Here is a 22,715-nt window from a genome sequence, read left to right as displayed (position 1 = left end):
GGGGGCGTCCGCCACCACGGCCGCGCGCCAGGGGCGGCGGGTGAGCCGTCCGGCCAGGTGGGCGGCGAGGTCGGGCAGCTCCGACCGCGCCGCGGCCTCCGCGACCGGCACCAGCGCGGCGGCGCGTTCGGCGAGCGCGGCGGGGGAGTCGGCGTCCAGGACGAACAGCTCCGCGTCCTGCGGGGAGTTCAGCACCGAGCGGGTGCGGTTGTCGACGCGCGTCCGGCGGCCCGCCCGCGGCGCCTCCACGACCATGTGCGTGTTGATGCCGCCGAAGCCCATCGCGCTGACGCCCGCGCGCGGCGGCGCCCCGTCCGGCCAGGGCTCGCCCTTGCGCAGCACGCGCAGCGCGTCGGCGCCCTCGTCCAGCAGCGGGTGCGGGCGCTCGCAGCCGGTGGTGGGCGGCAGCACGCCCGTGGCGACCGCCTTCACCGCCTTGATCAGGCCCGCGACGCCCGCCGCGGCCTTGGTGTGCCCGATGTTCGCCTTGATCGAGCCGACGACCGCGGGCGGCGCCGCGGTGCCGGCGGCGCGGCGCGCCTCGATCAGCGTCTCCAGCTCCGCGGCGTCGCCGACGGCGGTGCCGGTGCCGTGCCCCTCGAAGTAGGCGACCTCGTCCGGGCCGAACCCGGCGCGGTGGTAGGCGCGGTCCAGCGCGAGCCGCTGCCCGTCGGTCTCCGGGCGGGTGATGCCGCCCGCGCCGTCGGACGACAGGCCCCAGCCGTCGATGAACCCGTGGACGCGGTGCCCCCGGGCCACCGCGTCCTCCTCGCGCATCAGGACCACCATGCCGCAGCCCTCGCCGGGCCAGAACCCCGCCGAGCGCTGGTCGTACACCCGCATCTCCTCGATCGCGAGCGCGCCCGCGCGGGAGAAGCCGATCAGCTCGGTGGCGTCCACGCTGATGTCCACGCCGCCCGCCACCGCGAGGTCCATGTCGCCGGACAGCAGCGCATTGCAGGCCGTGATCACCGACAGCAGGGACGAGGCGCACGCGCCGTCCACGACGTAGCCGCCGCCGTTGAAGTCGAAGTGGTTGCAGATGCGGCCCGCGATGGTGTTGGACAGCCCGCCCGCCAGCGAGTCGCCGTCCGGGACCGGGAACGGCGCCTTGTAGGAGTGCTCCAGCTCGGCCAGCAGCGTCGCGAGCCGGTCGGCGGCGACGTCGTCCTTGAGGGCGTCGGCGACGACGCGGCGCACGTACGGCCAGCGCAGCCGCATCTGCGCCGCGCGGATCCCCTCGCCGGTCAGCGAGTTCCCGACGACGACGCCGGTGGACCCGCCGGGCGCGCCGCGCCCCTCGGGCAGGCCCGCGTCGGCGAGGGCCGCGGCGGCGGTCTCCAGCGCGAGCCAGTGGGTCAGGTCCGCGTTGCGGTAGGTGGACCCGGCGACCTTGAACCGCACCCGGTCGAACTCCCAGTCGCGCAGCAGCGCGGCCTCGGTGATGTAGATGTGGTCGGCCGAGGCGCGGTCGGCGTTGTAGTAGTCCTCCAGCCGGATGCGCTGGGACGGGATGCGCCGGAACGACCGGCGTCCCGCCAGCACGTTGTCCCACAGTTCGTCGGGCGTCGCGGCGTCCGGGAACCGGCACGCCATGCCGACGATCGCGATACGAGAACCCACATGAACCCCCAGGAAGCGGCGGCGGGCGCTTCACGCGCCGTTCCGACCCGAATTCAGGCATGCCGAAACAGGCGGCGGAGAATGTTCGGGTGAGGGGAATGCGTGAAGTGGCGCCCGGCCATTCCGGAGGCGGTCGCCGACGACGTCGCCGGGCCTCCTCCGGACCAAGATCGTTCTAAGTTACTCGACTGTAGGCATCGCCTTCGTTCGCCGTCAAGCACTCGAACGATCATCGAGTGACAATTTTTTCGGCCCTTTCCCTGCCATTGTTGGCATGGTCGTGCCCGCAGTGGCCCCCTTGCGACACGGTGCGCCCCGTGTCCCCGTACGTGCCAGGATGACCGTTGCGGCCACCGGTTTCACACGGACCGCCACGGGTGGGAGGCCGAGCGTCATGCGTGGTCGACGCACCCTGCCAGTGAAAGCTGGCAAGGAAATGCATTTTATATCGCTTTTGTGACCGGATTCGAACGCATCGTGAACGGGAACGAATTCGGCAGCACCATCGGAGCGGGGATTCTCCGCAGTTCGTGAAAGTCATTACCCCGTCCGCGGCGCATCGCCGGGCCTGCCGAGTCGGCAGGCCCGCCATTCCTCGCTGACACGTTCCCGCCCTCACCTCGGTGACCCCTTTTCTCCGGTGGACCCCCAACGCCAATGGCCGGTTCCCCCGCCGGCCGTTCCGGAAGGCCCGCCTTGCCCCGTCGCGCCACCCCCGCCGTATGGCCGGGGGTCCTCGTCCCGCTCCTGCTGCTCCTCGTCCTGTTCCCGGCCGGTGCGCCCGCGCGCGCCGACGAGGCCAGGGTCGTCGCGGAGAAGACGGTCGCGCCCCGCACCGTCGACCTGACGATCCGGTCGCCCGCCATGGACGGCCGGAAGAACGTCCGCCTCCTGCTCCCGGCGGGCTGGTCGCGCACCGCGGACCGCACCTGGCCGACGCTCTGGCTGCTGCACGGCGGCGTCGACGACTACACCGCCTGGACGCGCGACACCGACGTCGCGCGGCTCACCGCGGGCTCCGACGTCATCGTCGTCATGCCCGAGGGCGGCCGCTGCGGCAACTACTCCGACTGGTGGAACCACGGCGACGGCGGCCCGCCGCGGTGGGAGACGTTCCACCTGACCGAACTCCGGCGGATCCTCGAACGCTCCTACCGCGCCGGAACGGCCCGCGTGGTCGCGGGCAACTCCATGGGCGGACTGGGCGCCATGCTGTACTCCGCCCGGCACCCCGGCACGTTCCGCGCCGCGGCGGCGTTCAGCGGCTACCTGCACACCCTGCACGGCCACACGCCCGGCGACGACTCGACCGGCTGGGGGCCGTCCTTCTCCTGCCCGGGCACCGACTGGCGGCGCGTCTGGGGCGACCCCGACGACCAGGCCGCGATCTGGCACGCCCACAACCCCTACGACCTGGCCGGGCGGCTGGCGGGCACGCGGCTGTTCGTGGCCAGCGGCAACGGCAGGCCCGGCTCCCTCGGCGGACTGCCGTTCACCGACCCGGTGGAGGCCGCCGCGAACGACCACGCCCGCGCGTTCACCGGCCGCCTGCGCGATCTCGGCATCCCGGTGACCACCGACTTCCACGACGGGCAGCACAGCTGGCCGTACTGGCAGCGCGACCTGCACGCGGCCTATCCGATGCTGATGGACGCTCTCGGCCGGTGATCCGTCCGGGGTTTCGGACGCCCCTGACCGGCCGACCGGAAACCGGGAGCCCCGCGGTGCCGCGCGGGTGGTTGTCAGCCCGCTGCCAAAACCGGACCGGGCGCAGGGGAAGCCGTCCCGGAGGGTGCGAGCACCCCTGAGCAACGCAACCGGGTCAACCCCTCACCCATGGACACCATCGGCCATCCGCGCCCCTCCACAACCGGTCGTCACCGCCCCTACCGTCGCAGGACACGGCTCCCAGGAAGGGCGACGTCGATGAACGATTCCCCATCCCGTGTCTCCCCCGCCTCCGACCCCGCCACCGTTTCCGACCCCGCCGCGCCGGGCCCGGTCCCGCTGGACCGGCGCGCCCTGCTGGGCGCGGCCGGGCTGCTGGCCGCCGTCCCGCTGCTCCCGGCCCCGCCCGCCGCGGCCGCCCCCGATCCCGCCGCCGACGCGCGCGCCGTGCGGCGGGCCCTGGACGCGGTGACCGCCGACACCATGGGCGGGCTGGCGGTGTTCGTGGCGCCCGGCCCCGACCCCTACTCGCGCGCCCAGGGCACCCCGCGCCGCGAACCCGGCGCGATCGAGGCGAAGGTCCCGGCGTTCCTGGTGGACGCGCTGGACCGGTTCCTGCCCTTTCCCGACCAGATCGCCGTCCCGCTGATCCGGGCCCTGGCGCAGGGCGCCGGAACGCTGCGGCTGCCGGGCGCGGCGGGCGGCGACGCCCCCGGCGCGGCGGTGGGACGCGTGGACGCCGGGCTGCGCCGCCTGCTCGACAACGACGCCACCATCCCGCTGTCGGGCGTGGTGGCGTTGCTGCTGAACGTCCAGGCGGTGCGGGTGCACCCGGCGTCGGTGGCCGGGCCGTTCACCGCGCCGTTCGCGCGGCTGCCCTACGCCCGCAAGGCGCGGGTGTTCCACCTGCTGGAGGGGCCCGACCCGGCGCTGGTGGGCACGCTGGACCGGCGGCTGCCCGAGCCGCTGCGCGGGTCGGTGTCGGGGCTGCTGCGGTTCCTGGCCGGGACGCTGCTGGAGGTGACCGCGCTGGGCGCCTACAGCGAGTGGGCGGTCTTCGACCCCGCCACCCGGCGGCTCACCGGCCGCCCGGTCGGCTGGCAGGTGTCGGGCTACACCCCCTCGATCGACGGATGGGACGAGTACCGGGGCTACTACCAGGGACGACGGAAGGTGACCGGCTGATGCGCGACGTCATCGTGGTGGGCGCGGGCGGCGGCGGCCCGGTGGTGGCCAAGGAGCTGGCGGCGCGCGGCCTGGACGTGCTGCTGCTGGAGGGCGGCCCCCACCACACCGATCCGCGGGCGTCCTGGACGCACTACGAGAACGACGCCAACAACCCGCTGACCGGCTTCCTGCGGTTCGGCCCGGCCGACCGGCGCAAGCCCGCCTGGCTGCGCGAGGAGCCGCAGAACTCCTTCATCCTCCAGGTGGCGGGCGTCGGCGGCACCACCCAGCACTACTACGGCAACTCCCCGCGCGCCTACCGGGGCGCGTTCGCCGGGTACGAGGGGCCCGACCGCGACGCCTACGACACCGCGCACGCCTTCCCGTTCCCCTACGCCGAGCTGGTGCCCTACTACGAGTGGGTGGAGGCGACGCTGCCGGTGCAGACCGCCGCGATGGGCACCAAGGAGACGGTGTTCTTCCGCGGCGCCGAGAAACTGGGCATCCCCGTGCAGACCACCAAGGACACCCTGCGCGCCTCCTACCGGCCGCAGGAGAACGCCATCCTGCAGCCCGGCGGCACCGCCGGACGCACCACCGACCCCGCGCGCCTGGTGTACCCGCGGGCGACCGGCTGCACCTACTGCGGGTTCTGCCTCCAGGGCTGCATGGAACCGGTCCGCGCGCCGCGCAACCAGTTCGCCAAGCGCTCCACCGACAACAGCTACGTGCCCATGGCGCTGACCGCCTCGGCGTGGGCGCGCGGCGGACGCGACGTGACGCTGGTGCCCGACGCGTTCGTGGTCAGGGTGCACACCCGGCGGCGCGGCGGACACACCGAGGCCGCCGGCGTCACCTGGCGGGTCGGCGCGACCGGCGAACGCCACCGCGAGGAGGCCCGCGTGGTGGTGCTGGCGGGCGGCGCCACCGAGACGCCCCGGCTGTGGCTCAACAGCGACCTGCCCAACCCCAACGGGTGGGTGGGGCGCGGCTACACCGACCACTTCCTGGACGGGGTGACCGGGCTGTTCGACGAGGACACCGGCTCCTCCAAGGGCCCGAGCTCGGCGGCGCGCTGCGACTTCCCCGGCCGCGGCGCGCTGGAGCAGCTGGGGCTGGGGCCGGCGAACCAGGCGTTCGTCATGGCGCTGTCGGGCAGCGGCATCCGCGGCCGGTACGGCAACGGGCGCGGCATGACCGGCCCGTGGGACGGCCGCGCCGGGCGGGTGCTGGGGCCGGAGCTGAAGGAGGCGCTGCTGCACGGCGTCAACCGGCTGGTGAACATCCTGGTGCTGACCGACGACGACGTCGAGCGCGACAACCGGGTGCTGCTGTCGGCGTTCCCGGCCGACGAGCACGGCGCGGCCCCCAAGGTCGCCCTGGACGGACGCGCGCGCAGCCGCCGCACCAACGCCAACCGCGAGTTCCTGGCCCGCAGGGCCGCCGAGCTGCTGCGCAAGGCCGGGGCGCGCCGCGTCTACCGCTTCGACTGGGCGCCGCTGCTGCTGCACGTCCACTCCTCCATGCGCATGGGCCTGTCGGAGCGCGACTCGGTGCTGACCTCCGACGCCGAGAGCCGCTGGGTGCGGCGCCTGTACGTCGCCGACAACTCGGCGCTGGCCAACGCCCTGGGCGGCCCCAACCCGACCCTCACCACCCAGGCCCTGGCCACCCGCACCGCCGAGAGGATCTTCACGCGGCACTTCGGCGGCCGTCCCTGGGTGCGCGCCGAGGCGCCGGTGCCCTCCACCGACCCGCGGATCTCGGCCGCGCTGTGACCTCCCGCCGGGAACCCGCCCCCGCGGCCGGACCCGGGAACGCGCCCGGCCGCGAGGGGCTCCCGGTCAGCGCGACACGGCCGCGAGGCGGGGGCGCGCCGCGTCCCCGACGGTGGCCAGCAGCTCCGCGCGGGTGGGGCCCGGCTCGGGGTAGCGGGGCAGGCCCGCGGCCAGGCCCATGATCTTCTCGACGAGGCCGGGCGCGGCCAGGGCCTCCTGCGCGGTCGTCAGCATCGAGCCGACGTCGGCGGCGGCCCGCAGGACGTCGGGGTCCCGCAGCTTGGTCGCGTCCACGGCCCTGGTGACCTGCCAGTTCTCGTCGCCGTCCGGGTGCGGTTCCCCGGCGATGTCGGCGTGGATCTCGGCCAGGCGGTTGCGGTCCCAGTCGACGATCTGCCGGTAGACCGGCGTCAGGGCGGTCTCGGTGACCTCGTCGAAGCGCCGCACCAGCGCCTCGGGCTCCCCGGCGCCGCGCAGCACGTCGCGCAGCGCCATCGCGTGCAGCAGGCCCATCGCGACGCCCTGGCCGAGCGCGGGGTTGGTGCACGCCCACGCGTCGCCGACCGCGACCAGCCCGGTCGCCACCGGGCGCCCGTCCACGACGAACCGGCGGTACCGGTCCTGGAGGCTGGCCATCGCCCGCACCCCGCCCAGCGGCTCGCCGCGCGTCCACGGCTCCAGGTGCGGGAACAGCCGCACGGCCCGGTCCCACACGGCGGGGTCGTGCAGGGCGCGCAGCCGCCGGTCGCCGTCGGAGACCACGAACGTCACCGAGACGGTGCCCGCGTCACCGGGCAGCTTGATCGTCGAGAGGCCGTCGTAGTGGTCCAGCAGCCATCCGCGGAACGGCGGGACCTGCCCGTCGGGCGTCCGGAAGTGGCGGCAGTAGTAGACGAACCCGGCCTCCTCCCGCTCCTCGGCGGGCGGGCGCGCGCCGAGGTCGCGCAGCATCGCCGGGACCGCCGAGCCGCGTCCCGAGACGTCCACGACCAGGTCGGCGCCGAACACCCGGCCGTCGGCGGCGCGCACCCCGGTGACGTGCGGGACGTCCCCGTCCGTGGCCGTCAGGCCCACGACCCGCACCCCGTGGTGGACGGTCACCCCGGCGGTGCGCGCGGCGACGCGGGCGACGGCGGCCTCGATCACCGGGCGGCGCGCGGCCAGGGTGAGGAACCGCTCGTCGCCGGGCCGGTGGGCGTTGACACCGCCGGGCCAGTCGCCGATCCCGAGCAGGTTCACCTCCCGCGCGCCGAGCGCCCGCAGCTCGGCGACGACCTCGGGCAGCTCCCACTGCGCCTCCTGCCGCCAGCGCGGCAGCAGCAGGTGCGGCAGCCGGAACTGGTTGACGCCCGGCCGGACCCAGTCCCGCCACGCGGCCGCGCCGTCCGCCGGGACGGACGCGGCGTCGCGTTCCAGGACGGTCACCCGGTGCCCGTCCCCGGCCAGCAGCATCGCCGCCGACAGTCCCGTGACGCCGGCCCCCAGAATGACGATCGAGGACATCGTGATCTCCCCCGTGTGGGTGGTGTTTCCGTTGGACGCCCTCACCGTCGCCGGGACGGATGACCGGTTCCCAGGCCGTTCGCTGTCCGGTTTCTGTCCACCACCGCCCGCCGCGCCGGCGAACGGCCTGCCGGACGGCCACCGGCGGCCGGGACCGTGAACGCGTCGCCCTCGAAGTCCAGGACGGCGGGGCCCCACGTCACCGGCCCGAGGAATCCAACGCCCTCCTGCTGGATTCCCGGGCGGCGCGCCCCTGACCGCGCCGGGCGCGGTCACGTCCCGTGGATCTCCCGGTGCCACAGGTCCTCGCCGACGCGCTCGACGCCCGACACCAGGTGGCGCCGGTAGGTCGTGAACGGCAGCCCGAGGCGCTCGGCGGCGGCCTCCTGGGTCGGGGCGCCCGCCAGGTAGGTCGCCTTCAGCGCCCGGTGGAACTTCACCGCGCGCGGGTCGCGCCCCACCCGTTCGACGGCCTCCTCCAGGATCCGCCGCAGCGCCTTCGCCGGGTCCCCGCCGGAGGCCCCGGCGACCAGGCGGGTGCCCGCCAGCGGGTTGGCGGCCAGCTCGGCGGGGCGCGACAGGTGCCGCAGGCCCCGGCGGACGGCGTCGGTGAACTCCTCGCGCGTCAGCACCGTCAGGCCCGCCGCGGGCGGGCCGGGCGCGTCCACCGGGTCGCCCAGCAGCAGCCGGTCCAGGCGCTCCAGCCACGCGTCGGCCGGGACCGCCCGCCAGTCGTGGGCGAACAGCGCGTACTCGGTGCCGCCCAGCCGGGCGTGCCCGCCCACGTCGTGGAAGTCGAAGGCGGCCAGGTAGTCGCGCATCGGGGTGTCGTCGCGCATCGCCATGAACGACCACGCCATGCGGTCGGCGCGCAGGCAGTACCCGATCGCCCGCCACTGGACCAGGTCCGACACCGGCGACAGGGCGCTCTCCTCGGCCCGCACCCACGTCCGCCCGACGGCCAGGTGCTCGCCGGGCCGCAACGGGCCGAGCGCGCGGGCGTTCTCCCACGCCGTCGCGGTGATCGGGTCGGCCGCCGCCTCCTCCGCCGAGGGCCGCGACAGCCGCAGCCAGGAGCAGAACCCCACCAGCTCGCCGGTCCGCGTCCGCCGGTAGAGCCGGAACGCCTCGGGCTGGCGGGCCGCCCAGAACGCCACGGCCGCCGCCGACCCGGCGTTCTCCACCTCGGCGGCCATCCGCACCAGCGCCGGGACGTCGGCGGGCCGGAACAGGTCCTCGTACACCTCGCCGTCGCCGCGCCAGCTGATCTGCTCGGCGGTGCCGCCGACGCTCCGGTGCAGGTGGAACAGCGACCCGACCGCCTCCAGCACGTCGGGGTCGGCGGCGGTGCGGACGCGTTCGGCCAGGTACGCGCCGATCCCGCGGTGCATCTCGGCGTAGCCGCGCGGGTCGCGCCAGCGCAGGTCGGCCTCCAGCACCTCCCGCACCACGTCGTGCGGGAACAGGCCCCGCCGGCTGGACTCCACGAACGGCAGGCGCCGCAGCCAGGCGAACAGCGCGGCGGCGTCGTCGGGCAGCACGTGCCGCAGCAGGTCCTCGGTCGTCACGTAGGTGTGCGCGCACACCTCCAGCGCGTGCCGGTGCGCGGGGCTGGGGACCTCGCCGACGAGCTGGTCCAGCAGCGTGGCGATGACGTCCTGGGCGGGCGTCCACCGCGCGCTGGCCCCGCTGTCCTTGCCCGCCACCGCCGCGCCCAGCGACAGCGCCAGCGGATGGCCCCCGGCGAACGCCAGCAGCGGCCCGCGCAGCCCCTCGGCGACGCCGCGCGCGTCCAGGAACGCCTCGGCGTCCCGCGCGTCCAGGTCGCGCAGTGGCAGCGGCCGCAGTGTCTGCGCCCATCCCGGATCGACGGTCCACATGACGTCCGGCGGGGTCCGCCCGGCCACCACGACCAGCGCGCCGTCGGGCAGCCTCGGCAGGAACCGCTCCCGGAACCACCCCTCCAGGCCCTGCACGCGTTCGAAGGTGTCCACCAGCAGCACCCCGTCGCCGCCCCCGGCGAGCAGCGGCGCGGCGGCGGCCTCGAACGCGGCGGGCGTCGGGTCCAGGGTGCGGCCGTCCAGCAGGGTGACCGGCCGGCCCGCGGCGGCGGCCTCCCGCGCGAAGCGTTGCAGCAGCGTCGACTTGCCGACCCCGCCCGGCCCGTGCACCCACAGCACGCCGCCGCCGCTCCGCAGCGCCGTGCCGAAGGCGGCCAGCTCCTCGCCCCGCCCGACGAAGGCCCGTTCCCGCGCCGCCTGGAGCCGGCGCCCCAGCGTCGCGAAGCCCCGGTCGTCCCCCGCTGCCATCCCCAACCCCCGTCCCGGCCGTCGTTCCGCCCCGATCGTCCCCGGCGCCACGAAGCGTGCCCCGCCCCGCGAGCGCGGGTCAAACGGCGGGACCGGGGCCGTGACACGCGACCGTGTCCCGTGGAGTTCCTGACGCGCGCGCGGCGCGGACCTACGCTGGGGGCAGGCGTCGTAGCGAAGGAGCGCAGCGGTGACGGCTGAGGCCATCGACCAGTACACCGACGATCCGAACGACCCCGAACGCATCCTCGCCCGGCTGCCCGAGCGCGAACGAGCCCGTTTCCTGGAGGAGTACCGCGCCACCGCCGAGGCCGCCGCGAACGAGGTGTGGCGCTACCGCCAGCTCCGCCGGTTCCTGCACGAGTGGAGCCTGCGGGCGGTCGCCTACAGCGCCCCCGACTTCTACGACCGGCGCGAGGCCGCCCGCCGCGGCGAGGGCGGCTACATCACCCTGGACGAACTGGTCGCCCGGCGGGAACCGTGAACGAGTACCACGTCATCCTCGGCGAGCAGGCGCAGCAGGAGGCGCTGGGCCTGCCGCCGGCGGCGTTCAAGGAGCTCACCGACCGGCTGACCACCCTGTCCCACGCCCCGTGGTCCAACACCCGCCCCGACGAGAGCGGGCACGACCCGGCGATGCGGTGGGCCCTGTTCGGCGACTGGGGCATGATCCACTGCTACGTCGACGACCGGATGCGCGTCGTGCGCGTCCACCGCGTCACCTGGGCGGGCTGAACGCGGCCGTCACCCGGGGCGGGCGAGGACCCGGTGCCAGTGGTCGGCCGCCTGGAGCATGTCCTGGTGCAGGAAGTGGAAGAACCGGCCCATCGTGTCGAGACGGGCCCCGGCGCGGGTGCCCGCGTCCAGGAGGGCCGCCCCCTGCCGGGCGAGGTCCGCCCACATCTCCGTCGACCGGATGCTGGCCTGGCACGTCTGGTACCAGATGTGGTCGTCGACGAGGTAGCGGTCGCGGCGGTCGTGGCGTTCGCGGCGGATCAGGCCGAGCCGCTCCAGCCAGTTGACGGCCTTGGAGACGGAGGCGGGGCTGACCCGCAGGCGGGCCGCCAGTTCCGCGGCGGTCAGGCCGTCGTCGCCGGTGAGCAGGCAGACCAGGACGCGGGCGGGCATGGGGGGCAGGCCCGTCCGGACCGCCATCGCCACGAAGCGTTCCTCGAAGTCGTGGATCTCCGCCGGGGGCGGGGTGCGGTCGGGTCGCGGCGGCCGCTTCGGGCGGCGGCGGGCCCGCCAGGCCGTCGCCCGCTGGGCGTGGTGGGCCCGGTAGTGGCGGGGGCCGCCGTTGCGGGCGACCTCGCGGCTGATCGTGGAGCGGGGGCGGCCCAGGCGGCGGGCGATCTCGGCGTAGGGGAGTCCCGCCGTCAGGCCCGCGGCGATGCGCCGGCGTTCGTCGTAGGTCAGGCGGGAGCCCGGCGTCGGCTCCGCCGGTGCGTTCAGCTTCAAGGTCGTTGCACCACTCTCACGGCTGTCGCCTGCGGATACGGATTTCCGGCGTTGCCGGTGCGCGAAATCCATTCTTAACGTCGCCCTCGTCGTGGACGAGACGAGGAGGGGACGCCATGGTCGCGTCGTTGCCGACCGGGAGGCGGGCCGGAAGGCCGTTCGACCCGCCCGCGGGACTGGCCGAGCTGCGGGAGCGCCGGCCGCTGAGCCGGCTGGGCTATCCCGACGGGCACGAGGGATGGCTGGTGACCAGCCACGCGCTGGTGCGCGAGGTGCTGGCCGACCGGCGGTTCAGCGCCCGGGCGGAGCTCCAGCACATGCCGGTGCCCGGCATGCCGGAGCCGTGGCCCGCCGAGCCCGGCGTGTTCGGGAGCATGGACCCGCCGGAGCACACGCGGTACCGGCGGCTGCTCGCCGGGCGGTTCACCGTCCGGCGGATGCGGCTGCTCACCGAACGGATCGAGGAGGCCACCGGCGAACGCCTCGCCGCCATGGAACGCCAGGGGCCGCCGGTGGACCTGGTCGGGGCGCTGGCGCAGCCCGTTCCCGCGCGGCTGATCTGCGAGCTGCTCGGGGTGCCCTACGACGACCGGGAACGGTTCCAGCGGCACACGCTGGACCTGTTCCGGCTGGGCGCGTCGCCGGAGGAGACGGCCGCCGCCTACACGACGGTCCACGAGTACGTGCGGGAGCTGGTGGCGGCCAAGCGTGCCGCGCCCACCGACGACCTGCTGAGCGACCTGCTCGGGAGCGACCTGACCGACGAGGAGCTCGTCAACATCGGCTTCGTGCTGCTGGGCGCCGGGCTCGACACCACGGCCAACATGCTGGCGCTCGGGGCGTTCGCGCTGCTGGAGCATCCCGGGCAGGCGGAGGCGTTGCGGGACGGGGACCTCGCCGACGACGCCGTCGAGGAGCTGCTGCGCTACCTGAGCGTCATCCCGTTCACGGTGCGCACGGCGCTGGAGGACGTCGAGCTGCACGGCGAGAGGATCCGCGCCGGGGAGACGGTCACCGTCTCGATCCCCGCGGCCAACCGCGACCCCGCGCGTTTCGCCGACCCCGACCTGCTCGACCTGACCCGTGCGTCCGGCGGGCACGTGGCGTTCGGGCACGGCGTCCATCAGTGCCTCGGGCAGCAGCTCGCGCGGGTGGAGTTGCGGGTGGCGCTGCCCGCGCTGTTCCGCCGGTTCCCCACGCTGCGGCTGGCGGCGCCCGCCGGGCGGGTCCCGCTGCGGACCGACATGATCATCTACGGGGTGCACCGGCTGCCGGTCGCCTGGGGGGACTGATGAGGGTCGGCGTGGACACCGGGGCCTGCGTCGGCTCGGGGCAGTGCGCGTTCCTCGCGCCCGAGGTGTTCGACCAGCGCGAGGAGGACGGCGTCGTCGAGCTGCTGCGGGAGGAGCCGCCGGAGGACCGGCGTCAGGCGGTCCTCCGGGCCGCGCGGTCGTGCCCCACCCACGCCATCCGCGTGACGGAGCCCTAAGGTCTGTTTCAAAGGGGGCCTCAGCCACGCACGCGAGCGCGTGGCCCGCAGGTCAGATCGCGAAGCGATGCCGCGCTCGCCAAGCCCTGGTGAGGTGCGAGCCCTCGGGCGAGCGCCGTAGGCCAGGGCTTTGCAACACGCTTCTAGTCCGCGGGGCCGTCGCGCCAGCCGCGCGTGAAGAGCCTCGCCGCCTTGGCCCCGACGGCCTCGTCCAGATCGACGTCCAGGACGGCGGCGGTCACGTAGGCGGTGATGACGACGTCGGCCAGCTCGTCGCGGACGTCGTCGAACGAGCCGGTGCGGCGGGCGTTGCCCGACCAGCGGCGGTAGGCGCCGACGAACTCGCCGACCTCCTCGGCCAGCGCCATGACCTGGCGGTCGCGCTCGTTGTCGGCGGGGAAGTGGGCGCGGAGGCGTTCGGCGATCACGGCGCCGAGGTCGGACGGCGCGGTGGGGATCGGTTCGGGCGGCATGGTCGGCCATTCTGCCGCCCGGCGACGGGGATCCGGGCGGCGGAGTGGACAGCGGGCCGTCCGGCAGGAGATGATCTTTGGCCCGGTCCTGGACCGGTCTCCGGACGCGTTTCCCGCCCCGGCCGTAGTCCCCCTCTCGGGTACGACGCGGCGACGGCGACGGGGGTTCGGCCGGAGTTGCGTGAAATCTTCCACAAAATCGCAGGTCAAAAAATCGCTTGCCGATCTTGCATGGTCCGCCGTACGCTCGATGCGAGCATTCAGACGGCGGCGCTGTCGGGATCATGAACCCGATGCAGCCTGCCCCAAGAGCCAGAGAGGTGGTGTCCGGTCCGGTGATCAACATGATGACGAAATCGTGGTCGTCGCTGACCGCCGCCTGCCCTGGCACCGCCTTGGGGCAGAGCTTCGCCGTGGCCTCCGCCGGGATCGCGTTCCCCGGCGGCATGCCCGCGCATCTCGGCGGCGGTGTGCCCGCGCGCCTTGGCGGCGGCATGCGGCGGATCGACCGGGTCCGGAACGAGGGCGTTGACGTCCTCGGCCTGCGCCTGCGCGATCTGCGCGACGAACAGCGATTCCAGGACCAGCAGGGGACGAGTGTCTTCGCCTACCTGAACGAAGGCACCGCCATCCCGGCCACGGCCGACGAGTACGTCCCGTCCATCAAGGGCGGCGTGTCGGGTCCGTACCCCTGGAGGCAACCGGTCTAGAAGAGCACCGGCAAGCCCCAGGGCCGCGGATCCAGAACACGGATCCGCGGCCCTTCTTATTTGTCCGGACGACCCACGACACACCCGTTGAGATCCAACGAGAGGAACAAGGGTGACTGAGATGCAGGGGGCTCTCGCGATGAGCGAGGAGGACCTCACCCTTCCCTGCCGGACCGACCCGGAGCTCTTCTTCGCCGAGGCGCCCGCCGACGTCGAACTCGCCAAGGCCCTGTGCCTGGAGTGCCCGGTGCGCACGCAGTGCCTCGCCGGCGCGCTGGAGCGCAAGGAGCCCTGGGGCGTCTGGGGCGGGGAGCTGTTCGTGCGCGGCGTGATCGTCGCGCGCAAGCGGCCCCGCGGCCGTCCGCGCAAGCACCCGCTGCCGGACGAAGTGACCGTCTGAGGTCCCGACCGACGATGCCCGCCGTTTCGACCCTCGACCGTGCCGACCAGGTGAGCACGGTCCCCACCGTGGGGCCGTGCCCCTGGTCCGCCAGGGAGACCACGATGACGTTGCTCAGCCAGGACCTGTCCCGGGAGCGAATACCCGACGCGGTACTGGCCGCGAGGGTACGGGCGATGCGGCGGGCCCGCCGTGACGCCCGCACCCGCGCGGCCCGCGTCTCCCGGGTGCTGCTCGCCCCGGTCGCGGCCCCCGGGCCGCGCTACGACGAGCGCCACTGATCCACCCCGTCGGCCCGCGGCGCGCTGCCCACGCCGCGGACCGGCACCCCGCAGACCCGCCGCCCGACGGTCGCAGGCGCGCGTTCGTTCTTTCTTGGATGGTTTGACGGACGCCGCGCCTCCCCGAGGGCGGTCCCGGGCGCGTCCACCGGACTCCCCTCCGGCCGGACGCGCCGACGGAACGGGGCCCGCGCACCCCCGAGGTGCGCGGGCCCCGTCGCGTCGTCGCGGAGATCAGCTCCCGACCAGCTCCGCGTCGGACTCGTCGGCGAAGCCGGGCACCCACCGCAGGGACTCGGCCCGCGCCGGGATCTCGCACTCCAGCTGGCACAGCACACCGGTGCCCGCCGACAGCACCCGGTGCACGATCACGTACTCCGGCGGCAGGTTGAGCTGCCGGACCACGTTGGTGGGGCGCAGGTCGGTGACCCGGGCGGCCATGTCGCGCAGCCACTCGCGGGAGAACCGGAAGGTGTCCTCGACGAACGGCTCGGTGATCGGCGCCAGGAACGCCTGGAGCTCCTCGGCCTCGACCCGCACGCCCTCGCGGATGAAGTCCTCGTCGCGCAGCGCCTTCTCGATCGTGTCGATGCCCTCCAGCGTGCCGATGCGCAGCAGGCGGCCCATGCGGTACTGGAAGTCCGGCGTGATGCGGTCGACCGCGCCGAAGTCGAGCACGCCGAGACGGCCGTCCTCCAGCAGGCGGAAGTTGCCCGGGTGCGGGTCGCCGTGCAGCAGGCCCGACCGCTTCGGCCCCGACAGCAGGAACCGGCAGTACAGCAGGGCCACGTGGTCACGGGTCTCCGCGTCCCCCTCCGCGATGATCTTCGACAGCGGGATGCCGTCGATCCACTCGGTGACCAGCACGTTCCCCGCCTGGGCGACGACCTCGGGGATGTAGAAGTCGGGGTCGTCGGCCGGGTACGCCTCGCGGACGCGCCGCTGGGACTCGGCCTCGATGGTGTAGTCGAGCTCCTCGACCACGCGCTCCTTCAGCTCGGCCAGCATCGACTTGACGTCGAGGCCGGGCATCAGGACGCCGAACAGCTTGCCGATCCGGGCGAGCTGGTTGAAGTCGCTGATCAGCGCCTTGCCCGCGCCCGGGTACTGGACCTTGACGGCGACCTGGCGGCCGTCCTTCCACACGGCCCGGTGGACCTGCCCGATCGACGCGGCGGCGGCCGGCCGGTCGTCGAACTCCGCGAAGTCGTCCCGCCAGTCCTCGCCCAGCCCCTCGGCCAGCACCTTGTGCACGGCGGTGGCGGGCAGCGGCGGGGCCGCCTCCTGGAGCCTGGTCAGGGTGGCGCGGTAGGGTCCGGCGATCTCCGGCGGCAGCGCCGCCTCGAAGATCGAGAGCATCTGGCCGAGCTTCATCGCTCCGCCCTTGAGCTCGCCGAGCACCTTGAACAGCTGCTCGGCGGTGCGCTGCTGGATCTCCAGCGCGACCATCTCGGCGGGCTTGCCCAACGTTCGTTTCCCGACGCCCAGTGCGGTTCGCCCGGCGAAACCGAGCGGGAGGGACGCCAGCTTTGCGGACCGCGTCACCGCGCGGCGGGGGAGATCGCTCACGTCGACCATTGTCGGGGATGGGGATCGTTCCCGCCACAACGATCCCGGCCCGGTGGCGTGCCCAACCTGGCCAAACAACCCACCACCTGCGCCAAGAGGGTAAGTGTGCGCTTTCTCACCCTCGGTGCCGACGGCCGTGGGGGCGCACGGTACGGTGCCGCCCATGTCCGAAGCGCGAAGTGACGTCCTGCTGGTGGACCGCCGTCCCGACGGCGTGGCCGTCCTGACCCTCAACGACCCCGACCGCCGCAACGCCATGTCGGACGCCATGACCGAGGCGTGGACGGCGGCCCTCGCCGACCTGCGCGCCGACGCCGGACTGCGCTGCGTGGTGGTGACCGGCGCGGGCAGCGCGTTCACCTCCGGCGGCGACCTGTCGTGGCTGGCGGAGAAGAACGCCGTGGCCGTGCCCGCGCTGCGCGACCGGATGCTGGCGTTCTACCGCGCCTGGCTGGCGATCCGCGACCTGGAGGTGCCGACGATCGCGGCCGTGAACGGCCATGCCGTCGGCGCCGGCTTCGCCCTCGCACTGGCCTGCGACCTGCGGTACGCGGCCGACGACGCCAAGCTGCTGGTGCCGTTCACCGCCCTCGGCCTGCACCCGGGCATGGCGACCACCTGGCTGCTGCCGGAGGTCGCCGGACTGCCGCTGGCCCGCGAACTGCTGTTCACCGGCCGCGCCGTCACCGGGACCGAGGCCGAACGCCACGGCCTGGTCAACCGGGCCGTACCGCGCGACCGGGTCCTCGCCGAGGCGCTGTCGGTCGCCGGAACGATCGCCACCCGGGCCCCGATCGCGACCCGCCTCACCAAGGTCGCGCTCGCGAACGGCGGCCACCCCGACATGGAGACGGCCCTGCGCTGGGAGTCCCTCGCCCAGCCGGTGACCATGGCCTCCAGGGACATGCTGGAGGGGATCCGGGCACAGCGGGAGAAACGCCCCCCAGAATTCACCGGCGAGTGACCCCACCGACCGACCACCCACGATCGGTAAGCCCCCGCCCCCGGACGGACACCCTGCTCCGGACGCGCGCGTGGGCGATCATCCGGGCCCGACTCTGCGCGCGGGCGGGTGACCGTCCGCAGCCGCGGGGATGTCCTGGTCCGGACGTGCGTTTGCGCGTGTGGGTGAGCGCTCGGGTCCGCGCATGTGAGCGTGGCCGTGCTCGGACGCCCGTAAGGGTGCTTGCCCGTGGTTGGGCGGGTGTCCGTTCTGAGCGCTCGTCTGTGGTGGGTGATCGGCCGGGGCGGCGGGTGTCAGCGGGTGCGGCTGTGGTGGTAGGGGAGGCCGCCCTCGATCGGGATGGGGCCGGGGGGCTCGGGGGTGGCCTGGGCGCGGTTCCTGCGCCTGGCCCAGCGGGCGGCCGCCGCCGACACCACCACCGGTGCGGCCACCTCGATGATCCGCATCACCGCCGTGGCGGGCAGTCCCGTCCGCCGGGCGATCCGGCCCGCCGGACCGCGCAGCGCCCGGGACGCCATCCGGCCCGCCGCCGCCCCGGCCAGGCCGCCGCCCAGCGTGGCCGCCCGTGGACGCCGCCCGGTCTCGTTGTCCGACCTCTTCTTGCGGTTCACCACTGTTCCCTCCGTGACTCTGCTGTCACTATGGGTACCCACACGGCTACGGAGAGAAGCGCCAGGTCCGTTCACGCCGGAACGGACTGGGACGACCACATACGGTGAACTTTGTGGGAATCCTTGAGATTTTGCCGAAAACATCGGCGTTGACCTGGGCGGATGGCAATCGCCCTCTGTGGAGTCCGCAAATTTTTAGGTACGGTTTCAGTCGTGCCCCCCAACGTAGAGGTCCGCCGCAGCACCCGACGTCGGCGGACGGTGTCCGCCTACCGGGACGGGGACAAGGTCGTGGTCATGCTTCCGTCACGCCTCAGTAAGGCCGAGGAGGAGCAGTGGATCGCGACCCTCCTCGAACGCCTGGAGGAGCGGGAGCGCCGCCGCCGCCCCAGCGACGCCGACCTGGAGCTGCGGGCCCATGAGCTGTCCCGCCGCTACCTGGGCGGGAACGCCGTCCCCGCCAGCGTCCGGTGGGTGGACAACCAGCGCACCCGGTGGGGATCCTGCACCCCCGACGACGCCACCATCCGGCTGTCCACGCGACTGCGCGGGATGCCCGGCTGGGTCGTGGACTACGTGCTGGTCCACGAGCTGGCCCACCTGCTGATCCCCGGGCACGGCCCCGACTTCTGGGACCTGGTCGGCAACTACCCCAAGGCCGAACGCGCCCGCGGCTACCTGGAAGGCGTCGCCGCCGCCGCGAACCTGCCGCTGGAGGAGTCCGCCGACGACCTGCGCCACGAGGCCGCCGGGTGACCCTGCCCGATCCGGCCGGGCCCGCCCGGCGTTTCGCGGCCGTGGTGGCGTCCGCCCCCGAGCAGGCCCCGCCCGGGATCGACGCGGGGGAGTTCGCGCTGGCCCTGCTGGAGGACACCTACGAGGTCGTCGCGGGACTGGAGGCGGTGCACCCGGCGCTGGTGCTGGGCCCGGCGGCCCCGCCGGACGCCGAGACGATCACCTGGCCGGGCACGCCGGTGGTCCACGCGTCCACGCCGGCCGACGCGTTCGCCGCCCTGCACGCCCTCGGCGCGACCGCGGCGGCGCTGGTGGCCCCCGACGCGCCCGACCTGCCCCCGCTGATGATCGGCAAGCTGTTCCGGGCCCTGGGGAGCGCCCCGGCGGCGGCCTGCCAGGCGACGAACGCGGGACGTTCCGGCCGCACCGGCCCCGACGCGGGCACCGGCCTGGTCGCGCTGGCCGCCCGGCTGCCCCTCGACGGCTGGCTCGCGACGGCCCTCGGCCGGATCACCCTGGACACCCCCGACGCCCTGGCCCGCCTGCGCGCGGCGGCCCCGCGCCCCGGTCTGGTCCCGCAGGGTCCCGGCTGGCACCGGCTGCGCACCCCGGAGGACGTGCGCCTGCTGGACCCCGGCCTGGAGGGCTGGGAGACGACCCGCGCCCTGCTGGCGGGGCGCCCCCTGCGCTGAGGCCCGGGTCAGCGGGAGGCCGCGGCGGCCACCAGGTTCCGGACCGCCTCGTCGGTCGGCTCCGGGAGCGCGTCGGCCGGGAACCAGCGCAGGTCGTCCGACTCGTCGCTGATCCGGTGGACGGCGCCCGGCGGGGCCACCGCCACGTACTGGACGTCCAGGTGCCAGGACCCCTCGGGGTGGCAGTACACCCGGTGGCGGTCGAGCCTGGCCGGTTCCGGCCGCAGCGTCAGGCCCGCGACGCCCGACTCCTCGGTGGCCTCGCGCAGCGCGGCGGCGGCCAGCGACGCGTCGCCCGGCTCGCAGTGCCCGCCCAGCTGCAACCACGCCTTGATCTTGCGGTGCAGGGTGAGCAGGACCCGCGTGCCGGTGGCGTCCAGCACCAGGGCGCTGGCCGTGACGTGACCGGGGACGCACGCGCGGTAGACGCCGTCCGGGTGCGCGGCCAGATGCGCCAGGAACTCGCGGCGGACCGCGTCCTGGGCGGCGTCGGGCGCGTTCCAGGCCGTCAGGACCCGCACGGCGTCGGCGTGCAGGGTCCCGGCGGCGGTGAGGCCGGCGGTCACGTGCGGCCGACGCGCGGGTAGCGGGAGCTGGCCCGCTGGCGGCGGCGGCGCTCCTGGTCCTGCGGGCGCTGCCAGCACAGGTCGGACCGCTGGGTCCGGCGGCGTGCCGCGACGAGCGCCGACGCGCGGTCCAGCAGACAGTTGTTCACATGCGGACGAACGCGACGAAACCTCACGAGCGTTTCTCCGGCCCCTCGTCTCCCTCGCCGTCCCCCGGCTTATCGTTCGGCTTGTCCTCACGGGCCTCGTCGGTGAACGCCGAGATGTCCAGGTCGGACAGCCCCTCGATCTCCTCGCGGCCGTGCACGAACCCGTCCGGATCGTCCAGGTCCTCGGCGGTCGGCAGCAGGTCAGGGTGCTCCCAGACCGCGTCGCGACCCTCCGTGCCGCGCACCGACGACAGCGTCCGCCACAGCGTGGCGGCCTCGCGCAGCCGGCGCGGACGCAGCTCCAGGCCGACCAGCGTCGCGAACGTCCGCTCGGCGGGCCCGCCGGTGGCGCGGCGGCGCCGCACCGCCTCGGCCAGCTTCACCGCGTTCGGCAGCCGGTCCGCGGCGACCTCGTTGACGACGGTGTCCACCCAGCCCTCGACCAGCGCGAGGGCGGTCTCCAGCCGGGCCAGCGCCGCCCTCTGCTGCGGCGTCTCCTCCGGCTGCAACGACAGCTCGCCGCCCAGCGCCTCCTGGATGGCCTCGGGGTTGGACAGGTCCAGGCCCGCGACGGCCTGCTCGATGCCCGACAGGTCCACGGTGATCCCGCGCGCGTAGTCCTCGACCGCGCCGAGGATGTGCGAGCGCAGCCACGGCACGTGCGCGAACAGCCGCTGGTGGGCGGCCTCCCGCAGCGCCAGGTACAGCCGGACCTCGTCCTCGGACACCTCCAGGCCCTTGCCGAACGCCTCCACGCCCGACGGCAGCAGCGCGCCCACCCCGTCCGGTGCCAGCGGCAGCCCCACGTCGGTGGAGCTGGTGACCTCCTGGGCCAGCGCGCCGATCGCCTGCCCGGCCTGGCCGGCGACCATCGCCCCGGCCATCTGCCGGACCATGCCGATCAGCGGCCCGGCCATCGCCTGCATCTCGGCGGGGATCTCCCCGCCGCCCAGCGCGCCGCCCATCGAGTCGACCATGCGGGCGGCGATCGGGTCGCAGACCTTGGTCCAGACCGGCAGCGTCTGCTCGATCCACTCCGACCGCGACCACGCCTGCGGCTTGGTGATCCCGGCCGGCAGCGTCGTGCCCTCGTCCAGCCACAGGTCGGCCAGCCGCAGCGCCTCGGCGACCTGCCGGCGCTCCACGTCCACGATCGAGGGGTCGCCGGACGAGGACACGGTGTGGCGGGCGATGTTCTTGGCCATGTCCCAGTTCACCGGGCCGTCGCCGGGCCCGCCGGGGGCCTGCGCCTGGCCGATCATGTCGGCGAACCGGTGCAGCATGTCGGCGAACTGCCGCATGTCGCCGCCCATGGCGGAGAACGGGTCGCCACCCTGGAACGGGTCCCGGGACTTGTCGTCGTCATCCCCGGGACGGTTGAAGCCGAACGGAGTGTCACTCATCGGTTTGCCCCCGGGATGCATGATGGGCTCATATCCGCAACGTTAGCCGGTCCCGGCGAGGTCGCGTACACAAGGAAGGGGGCACCTCCGTGGCAACGGGCAAGGTTCGCCCTCGGCGTAGCAAGGGTCCGGTCGTCGCCGTCACGGGGGCGGCCGCCGGAGCGGGGCGGCTGCTGGCCGCCCGGCTCGCCGAGCGCGAGGACATCCGCAAGGTCGTGGCCATCGACGGTCACCGCGGCGACGTGCCGGGGGTCACCTGGCGTGTCGTGGACATCCGCGACCCGCTGCTGTCGAACCGGCTGTCGGACGTGGACGTGATCGTCCACCTCGACCTGGAGCGGTCGCCGGAGGTGGATCCCAGGGAGCGCCGCACCCACAACGTGCGGGGCGCGCAGACCGTCGTGACGGCCGCGGCGGCGGCCCGGGTGCGGCGTGTGGTCCTGGTCACCAGCGCGATGGTCTACGGCGCCGCGCCCGACAACGAGGTCCCGCTGCCCGAGGACGCGCCGCTGCGCGCCGAGGCCAACCAGTCGATCGCCGGGGACTACCTGGAGATCGAGGAACTGGCCGCCAGCGCCGCCACCGTCCACCCGGGCCTGGACGTCACGGTGGTGCGCCCGGCCGCGCTGGTCGGCCCCGGCATCGACACCGTGGTCACCCGGCACTTCGAGGCCCCGCGGCTGCTGTCGGTGAAGGGTTCCACGCCCGGCTGGCAGTTCTGCCACGTGGAGGACCTGGCGTCGGCGCTGGAGCTGGTCGTCGCCGAGGAGCTGACCGGGCCGATCGGCGTGGGCTGCGACGGCTGGCTGGGGACCGAGGAGGTCACCGAGATCAGCGGCAAGCGGGGCTTCGAGCTCCCGGCGGCGCTGACGTTCGGGATGGCGCAGCGCCTGCACCGGCTCGGCATGACGCCCGCCCCGGCCACCGACCTGCACTACGTCGCCTACCCGTGGGTCGTGGACTGCGCGCGGCTGCGGGAGGCGGGCTGGAAGCCGCTGTACGACAACGCCACGGCGCTGCGGGTGCTGCTGGAGGAGAGCTCCGGACGGCACGCGGTCGTCGGGCGGCGCGTCGGCGGCAAGGAGGCCACGATGGCGACCGCGGCGGGCGCGACCGTCGCGGCGATCGGCGCGGCGGCGGCGATCCGGCGGGCCCGGCGGCGCCGCC

At 74.5% G+C, this 22,715-nt stretch carries 24 protein-coding genes; 14 read left to right on the top strand and 10 right to left on the bottom strand.

The window, feature by feature from the left end:
• Positions 1-1,623 (bottom strand): beta-ketoacyl synthase N-terminal-like domain-containing protein (locus AKI01S_RS41135; RefSeq protein ID WP_245681997.1); only part of this gene is annotated, 1,623 nt, incomplete at its 3' end.
• 696 nt (positions 1,624-2,319) lie between these two features.
• Between AKI01S_RS41135 and AKI01S_RS41130 the strand changes: the two genes are divergently transcribed.
• The 3 genes from AKI01S_RS41130 (at position 2,320) to AKI01S_RS41120 (ending at position 6,236) form a co-directional block, all read left to right on the top strand.
• Complete coding sequence (locus AKI01S_RS41130) at positions 2,320-3,291, top strand: alpha/beta hydrolase (protein ID WP_067831124.1); 972 nt, start codon at positions 2,320-2,322, stop codon at positions 3,289-3,291.
• Positions 3,292-3,549: 258 nt separating this feature from the next.
• Positions 3,550-4,476, top strand: coding sequence for a hypothetical protein (locus AKI01S_RS41125; RefSeq protein ID WP_218010020.1), 927 nt, complete (start codon positions 3,550-3,552; stop codon positions 4,474-4,476).
• On the top strand, positions 4,476-6,236 hold the full coding sequence (locus AKI01S_RS41120) for a GMC family oxidoreductase N-terminal domain-containing protein (protein ID WP_067831123.1): 1,761 nt from the start codon (positions 4,476-4,478) through the stop codon (positions 6,234-6,236). The genes AKI01S_RS41125 and AKI01S_RS41120 overlap by 1 nt, the downstream gene beginning before the upstream one ends.
• Before the next feature lie 66 nt (positions 6,237-6,302).
• On the opposite strand, the gene AKI01S_RS41115 is transcribed toward AKI01S_RS41120, so the two are convergent.
• Entirely contained in the window at positions 6,303-7,739 is a 1,437-nt protein-coding gene (locus AKI01S_RS41115; RefSeq protein WP_067831130.1) for an NAD(P)/FAD-dependent oxidoreductase, read from the bottom strand.
• 272 nt (positions 7,740-8,011) lie between these two features.
• Positions 8,012-10,048: an AAA family ATPase gene (locus AKI01S_RS41110; RefSeq protein WP_067831121.1), complete on the bottom strand. Its 2,037-nt coding sequence runs from the start codon at positions 10,046-10,048 to the stop codon at positions 8,012-8,014.
• A 190-nt stretch (positions 10,049-10,238) separates the two neighbouring features.
• Here AKI01S_RS41110 and AKI01S_RS41105 point away from each other — a divergent pair, with 190 nt between their 5' ends.
• Positions 10,239-10,532 (top strand): DUF6247 family protein, encoded by a 294-nt coding sequence (locus tag AKI01S_RS41105; protein WP_067831120.1) that lies wholly within the window; start codon positions 10,239-10,241, stop codon positions 10,530-10,532.
• Complete coding sequence (locus AKI01S_RS41100) at positions 10,529-10,783, top strand: hypothetical protein (protein WP_067831119.1); 255 nt, start codon at positions 10,529-10,531, stop codon at positions 10,781-10,783. Before AKI01S_RS41105 ends, AKI01S_RS41100 begins: the two co-directional genes overlap by 4 nt.
• 9 nt (positions 10,784-10,792) lie before the next feature.
• Here the strand turns inward: AKI01S_RS41100 and AKI01S_RS41095 are convergent, their stop codons facing one another.
• Complete coding sequence (locus AKI01S_RS41095; protein ID WP_245681996.1) at positions 10,793-11,506, bottom strand: GbsR/MarR family transcriptional regulator; 714 nt, start codon at positions 11,504-11,506, stop codon at positions 10,793-10,795.
• A 116-nt stretch (positions 11,507-11,622) separates the two neighbouring features.
• Here AKI01S_RS41095 and AKI01S_RS41090 point away from each other — a divergent pair, with 116 nt between their 5' ends.
• Together AKI01S_RS41090 and AKI01S_RS41085 are read left to right on the top strand one after the other, a co-directional pair.
• Positions 11,623-12,798, top strand: coding sequence for a cytochrome P450 (locus AKI01S_RS41090; protein ID WP_067831117.1), 1,176 nt, complete (start codon positions 11,623-11,625; stop codon positions 12,796-12,798).
• Complete coding sequence (locus tag AKI01S_RS41085; protein WP_067831116.1) at positions 12,798-12,995, top strand: ferredoxin; 198 nt, start codon at positions 12,798-12,800, stop codon at positions 12,993-12,995. The genes AKI01S_RS41090 and AKI01S_RS41085 overlap by 1 nt, the downstream gene beginning before the upstream one ends.
• Before the next feature lie 143 nt (positions 12,996-13,138).
• Here the strand turns inward: AKI01S_RS41085 and AKI01S_RS41080 are convergent, their stop codons facing one another.
• The gene (locus tag AKI01S_RS41080; RefSeq protein ID WP_067831114.1) at positions 13,139-13,468 is read right to left on the bottom strand and encodes a MazG nucleotide pyrophosphohydrolase domain-containing protein; all 330 of its coding nucleotides are present in this window, start codon (positions 13,466-13,468) and stop codon (positions 13,139-13,141) included.
• A gap of 335 nt (positions 13,469-13,803) precedes the next feature.
• On the opposite strand from AKI01S_RS41080, the gene AKI01S_RS41075 reads away from it, so the two are divergent.
• From AKI01S_RS41075 to AKI01S_RS41065, 3 genes are all read left to right on the top strand, one after another.
• The gene (locus tag AKI01S_RS41075; protein WP_218010019.1) at positions 13,804-14,178 is read left to right on the top strand and encodes a hypothetical protein; all 375 of its coding nucleotides are present in this window, start codon (positions 13,804-13,806) and stop codon (positions 14,176-14,178) included.
• A gap of 121 nt (positions 14,179-14,299) precedes the next feature.
• Positions 14,300-14,578 carry a WhiB family transcriptional regulator gene (locus AKI01S_RS41070; protein WP_067831112.1) on the top strand — a complete coding sequence of 93 codons (279 nt, stop codon included), beginning with the start codon at positions 14,300-14,302 and terminating at the stop codon, positions 14,576-14,578.
• Positions 14,579-14,682: 104 nt separating this feature from the next.
• Entirely contained in the window at positions 14,683-14,859 is a 177-nt protein-coding gene (locus tag AKI01S_RS41065) for a hypothetical protein (RefSeq protein ID WP_157420525.1), read from the top strand.
• A gap of 234 nt (positions 14,860-15,093) precedes the next feature.
• Here the strand turns inward: AKI01S_RS41065 and AKI01S_RS41060 are convergent, their stop codons facing one another.
• Positions 15,094-16,428: an ABC1 kinase family protein gene (locus tag AKI01S_RS41060; protein WP_067831127.1), complete on the bottom strand. Its 1,335-nt coding sequence runs from the start codon at positions 16,426-16,428 to the stop codon at positions 15,094-15,096.
• 163 nt (positions 16,429-16,591) lie between these two features.
• Between AKI01S_RS41060 and AKI01S_RS41055 the strand changes: the two genes are divergently transcribed.
• Positions 16,592-17,392, top strand: a complete 801-nt coding sequence (locus AKI01S_RS41055; protein ID WP_067831109.1) for an enoyl-CoA hydratase/isomerase family protein — start codon at positions 16,592-16,594, stop codon at positions 17,390-17,392.
• A 293-nt stretch (positions 17,393-17,685) separates the two neighbouring features.
• Here the strand turns inward: AKI01S_RS41055 and AKI01S_RS41050 are convergent, their stop codons facing one another.
• Positions 17,686-18,003, bottom strand: coding sequence for a hypothetical protein (locus tag AKI01S_RS41050; protein WP_067831107.1), 318 nt, complete (start codon positions 18,001-18,003; stop codon positions 17,686-17,688).
• Positions 18,004-18,264: 261 nt separating this feature from the next.
• Here AKI01S_RS41050 and AKI01S_RS41045 point away from each other — a divergent pair, with 261 nt between their 5' ends.
• Both AKI01S_RS41045 and AKI01S_RS41040 read left to right on the top strand, forming a co-directional pair.
• On the top strand, positions 18,265-18,759 hold the full coding sequence (locus AKI01S_RS41045) for a M48 metallopeptidase family protein (protein ID WP_067831106.1): 495 nt from the start codon (positions 18,265-18,267) through the stop codon (positions 18,757-18,759).
• Positions 18,756-19,430, top strand: coding sequence for a hypothetical protein (locus AKI01S_RS41040; protein WP_245681995.1), 675 nt, complete (start codon positions 18,756-18,758; stop codon positions 19,428-19,430). Before AKI01S_RS41045 ends, AKI01S_RS41040 begins: the two co-directional genes overlap by 4 nt.
• Positions 19,431-19,438: 8 nt before the next feature.
• Here AKI01S_RS41040 and AKI01S_RS41035 read toward each other — a convergent pair whose 3' ends face one another.
• The 3 genes from AKI01S_RS41035 to AKI01S_RS41030 are packed head-to-tail and all read right to left on the bottom strand — an operon-like array spanning position 19,439 to position 21,548.
• Positions 19,439-19,996 carry an NUDIX hydrolase gene (locus tag AKI01S_RS41035; RefSeq protein ID WP_067831105.1) on the bottom strand — a complete coding sequence of 186 codons (558 nt, stop codon included), beginning with the start codon at positions 19,994-19,996 and terminating at the stop codon, positions 19,439-19,441.
• On the bottom strand, positions 19,993-20,145 hold the full coding sequence (locus AKI01S_RS51345) for a hypothetical protein (protein WP_157420524.1): 153 nt from the start codon (positions 20,143-20,145) through the stop codon (positions 19,993-19,995). The genes AKI01S_RS41035 and AKI01S_RS51345 overlap by 4 nt, the downstream gene beginning before the upstream one ends.
• A 23-nt stretch (positions 20,146-20,168) precedes the next feature.
• Positions 20,169-21,548, bottom strand: a complete 1,380-nt coding sequence (locus tag AKI01S_RS41030; RefSeq protein WP_067831104.1) for a zinc-dependent metalloprotease — start codon at positions 21,546-21,548, stop codon at positions 20,169-20,171.
• Positions 21,549-21,637: 89 nt separating this feature from the next.
• Between AKI01S_RS41030 and AKI01S_RS41025 the strand changes: the two genes are divergently transcribed.
• Positions 21,638-22,715 (top strand): NAD-dependent epimerase/dehydratase family protein (locus AKI01S_RS41025; RefSeq protein WP_067831103.1); only part of this gene is annotated, 1,078 nt, incomplete at its 3' end.

Origin of the sequence: Actinomadura kijaniata NBRC 14229 (assembly GCF_001552175.1) — a bacterium.
Lineage (GTDB): Bacteria > Actinomycetota > Actinomycetes > Streptosporangiales > Streptosporangiaceae > Spirillospora > Spirillospora kijaniata.
This window is presented reverse-complemented; position numbering and strand designations above follow the sequence as displayed.

Excerpts from the sequence above, each read along its gene's own strand:
- AKI01S_RS41125 (WP_218010020.1), top strand. The coding sequence starts at position 3,550 with ATGAACGATTCCCCATCCCGTGTCTCCCCCGCCTCCGACCCCGCCACC.
- AKI01S_RS41120 (WP_067831123.1), top strand. The coding sequence starts at position 4,476 with ATGCGCGACGTCATCGTGGTGGGCGCGGGCGGCGGCGGCCCGGTGGTG.
- AKI01S_RS41115 (WP_067831130.1), bottom strand. The coding sequence starts at position 7,739 with ATGTCCTCGATCGTCATTCTGGGGGCCGGCGTCACGGGACTGTCGGCG.
- AKI01S_RS41110 (WP_067831121.1), bottom strand. The coding sequence starts at position 10,048 with ATGGCAGCGGGGGACGACCGGGGCTTCGCGACGCTGGGGCGCCGGCTC.
- AKI01S_RS41090 (WP_067831117.1), top strand. The coding sequence starts at position 11,623 with ATGGTCGCGTCGTTGCCGACCGGGAGGCGGGCCGGAAGGCCGTTCGAC.
- AKI01S_RS41085 (WP_067831116.1), top strand. The coding sequence starts at position 12,798 with ATGAGGGTCGGCGTGGACACCGGGGCCTGCGTCGGCTCGGGGCAGTGC.
- AKI01S_RS41080 (WP_067831114.1), bottom strand. The coding sequence starts at position 13,468 with ATGCCGCCCGAACCGATCCCCACCGCGCCGTCCGACCTCGGCGCCGTG.
- AKI01S_RS41070 (WP_067831112.1), top strand. The coding sequence starts at position 14,300 with ATGCAGGGGGCTCTCGCGATGAGCGAGGAGGACCTCACCCTTCCCTGC.
- AKI01S_RS41065 (WP_157420525.1), top strand. The coding sequence starts at position 14,683 with ATGACGTTGCTCAGCCAGGACCTGTCCCGGGAGCGAATACCCGACGCG.
- AKI01S_RS41055 (WP_067831109.1), top strand. The coding sequence starts at position 16,592 with ATGTCCGAAGCGCGAAGTGACGTCCTGCTGGTGGACCGCCGTCCCGAC.
- AKI01S_RS41030 (WP_067831104.1), bottom strand. The coding sequence starts at position 21,548 with ATGAGTGACACTCCGTTCGGCTTCAACCGTCCCGGGGATGACGACGAC.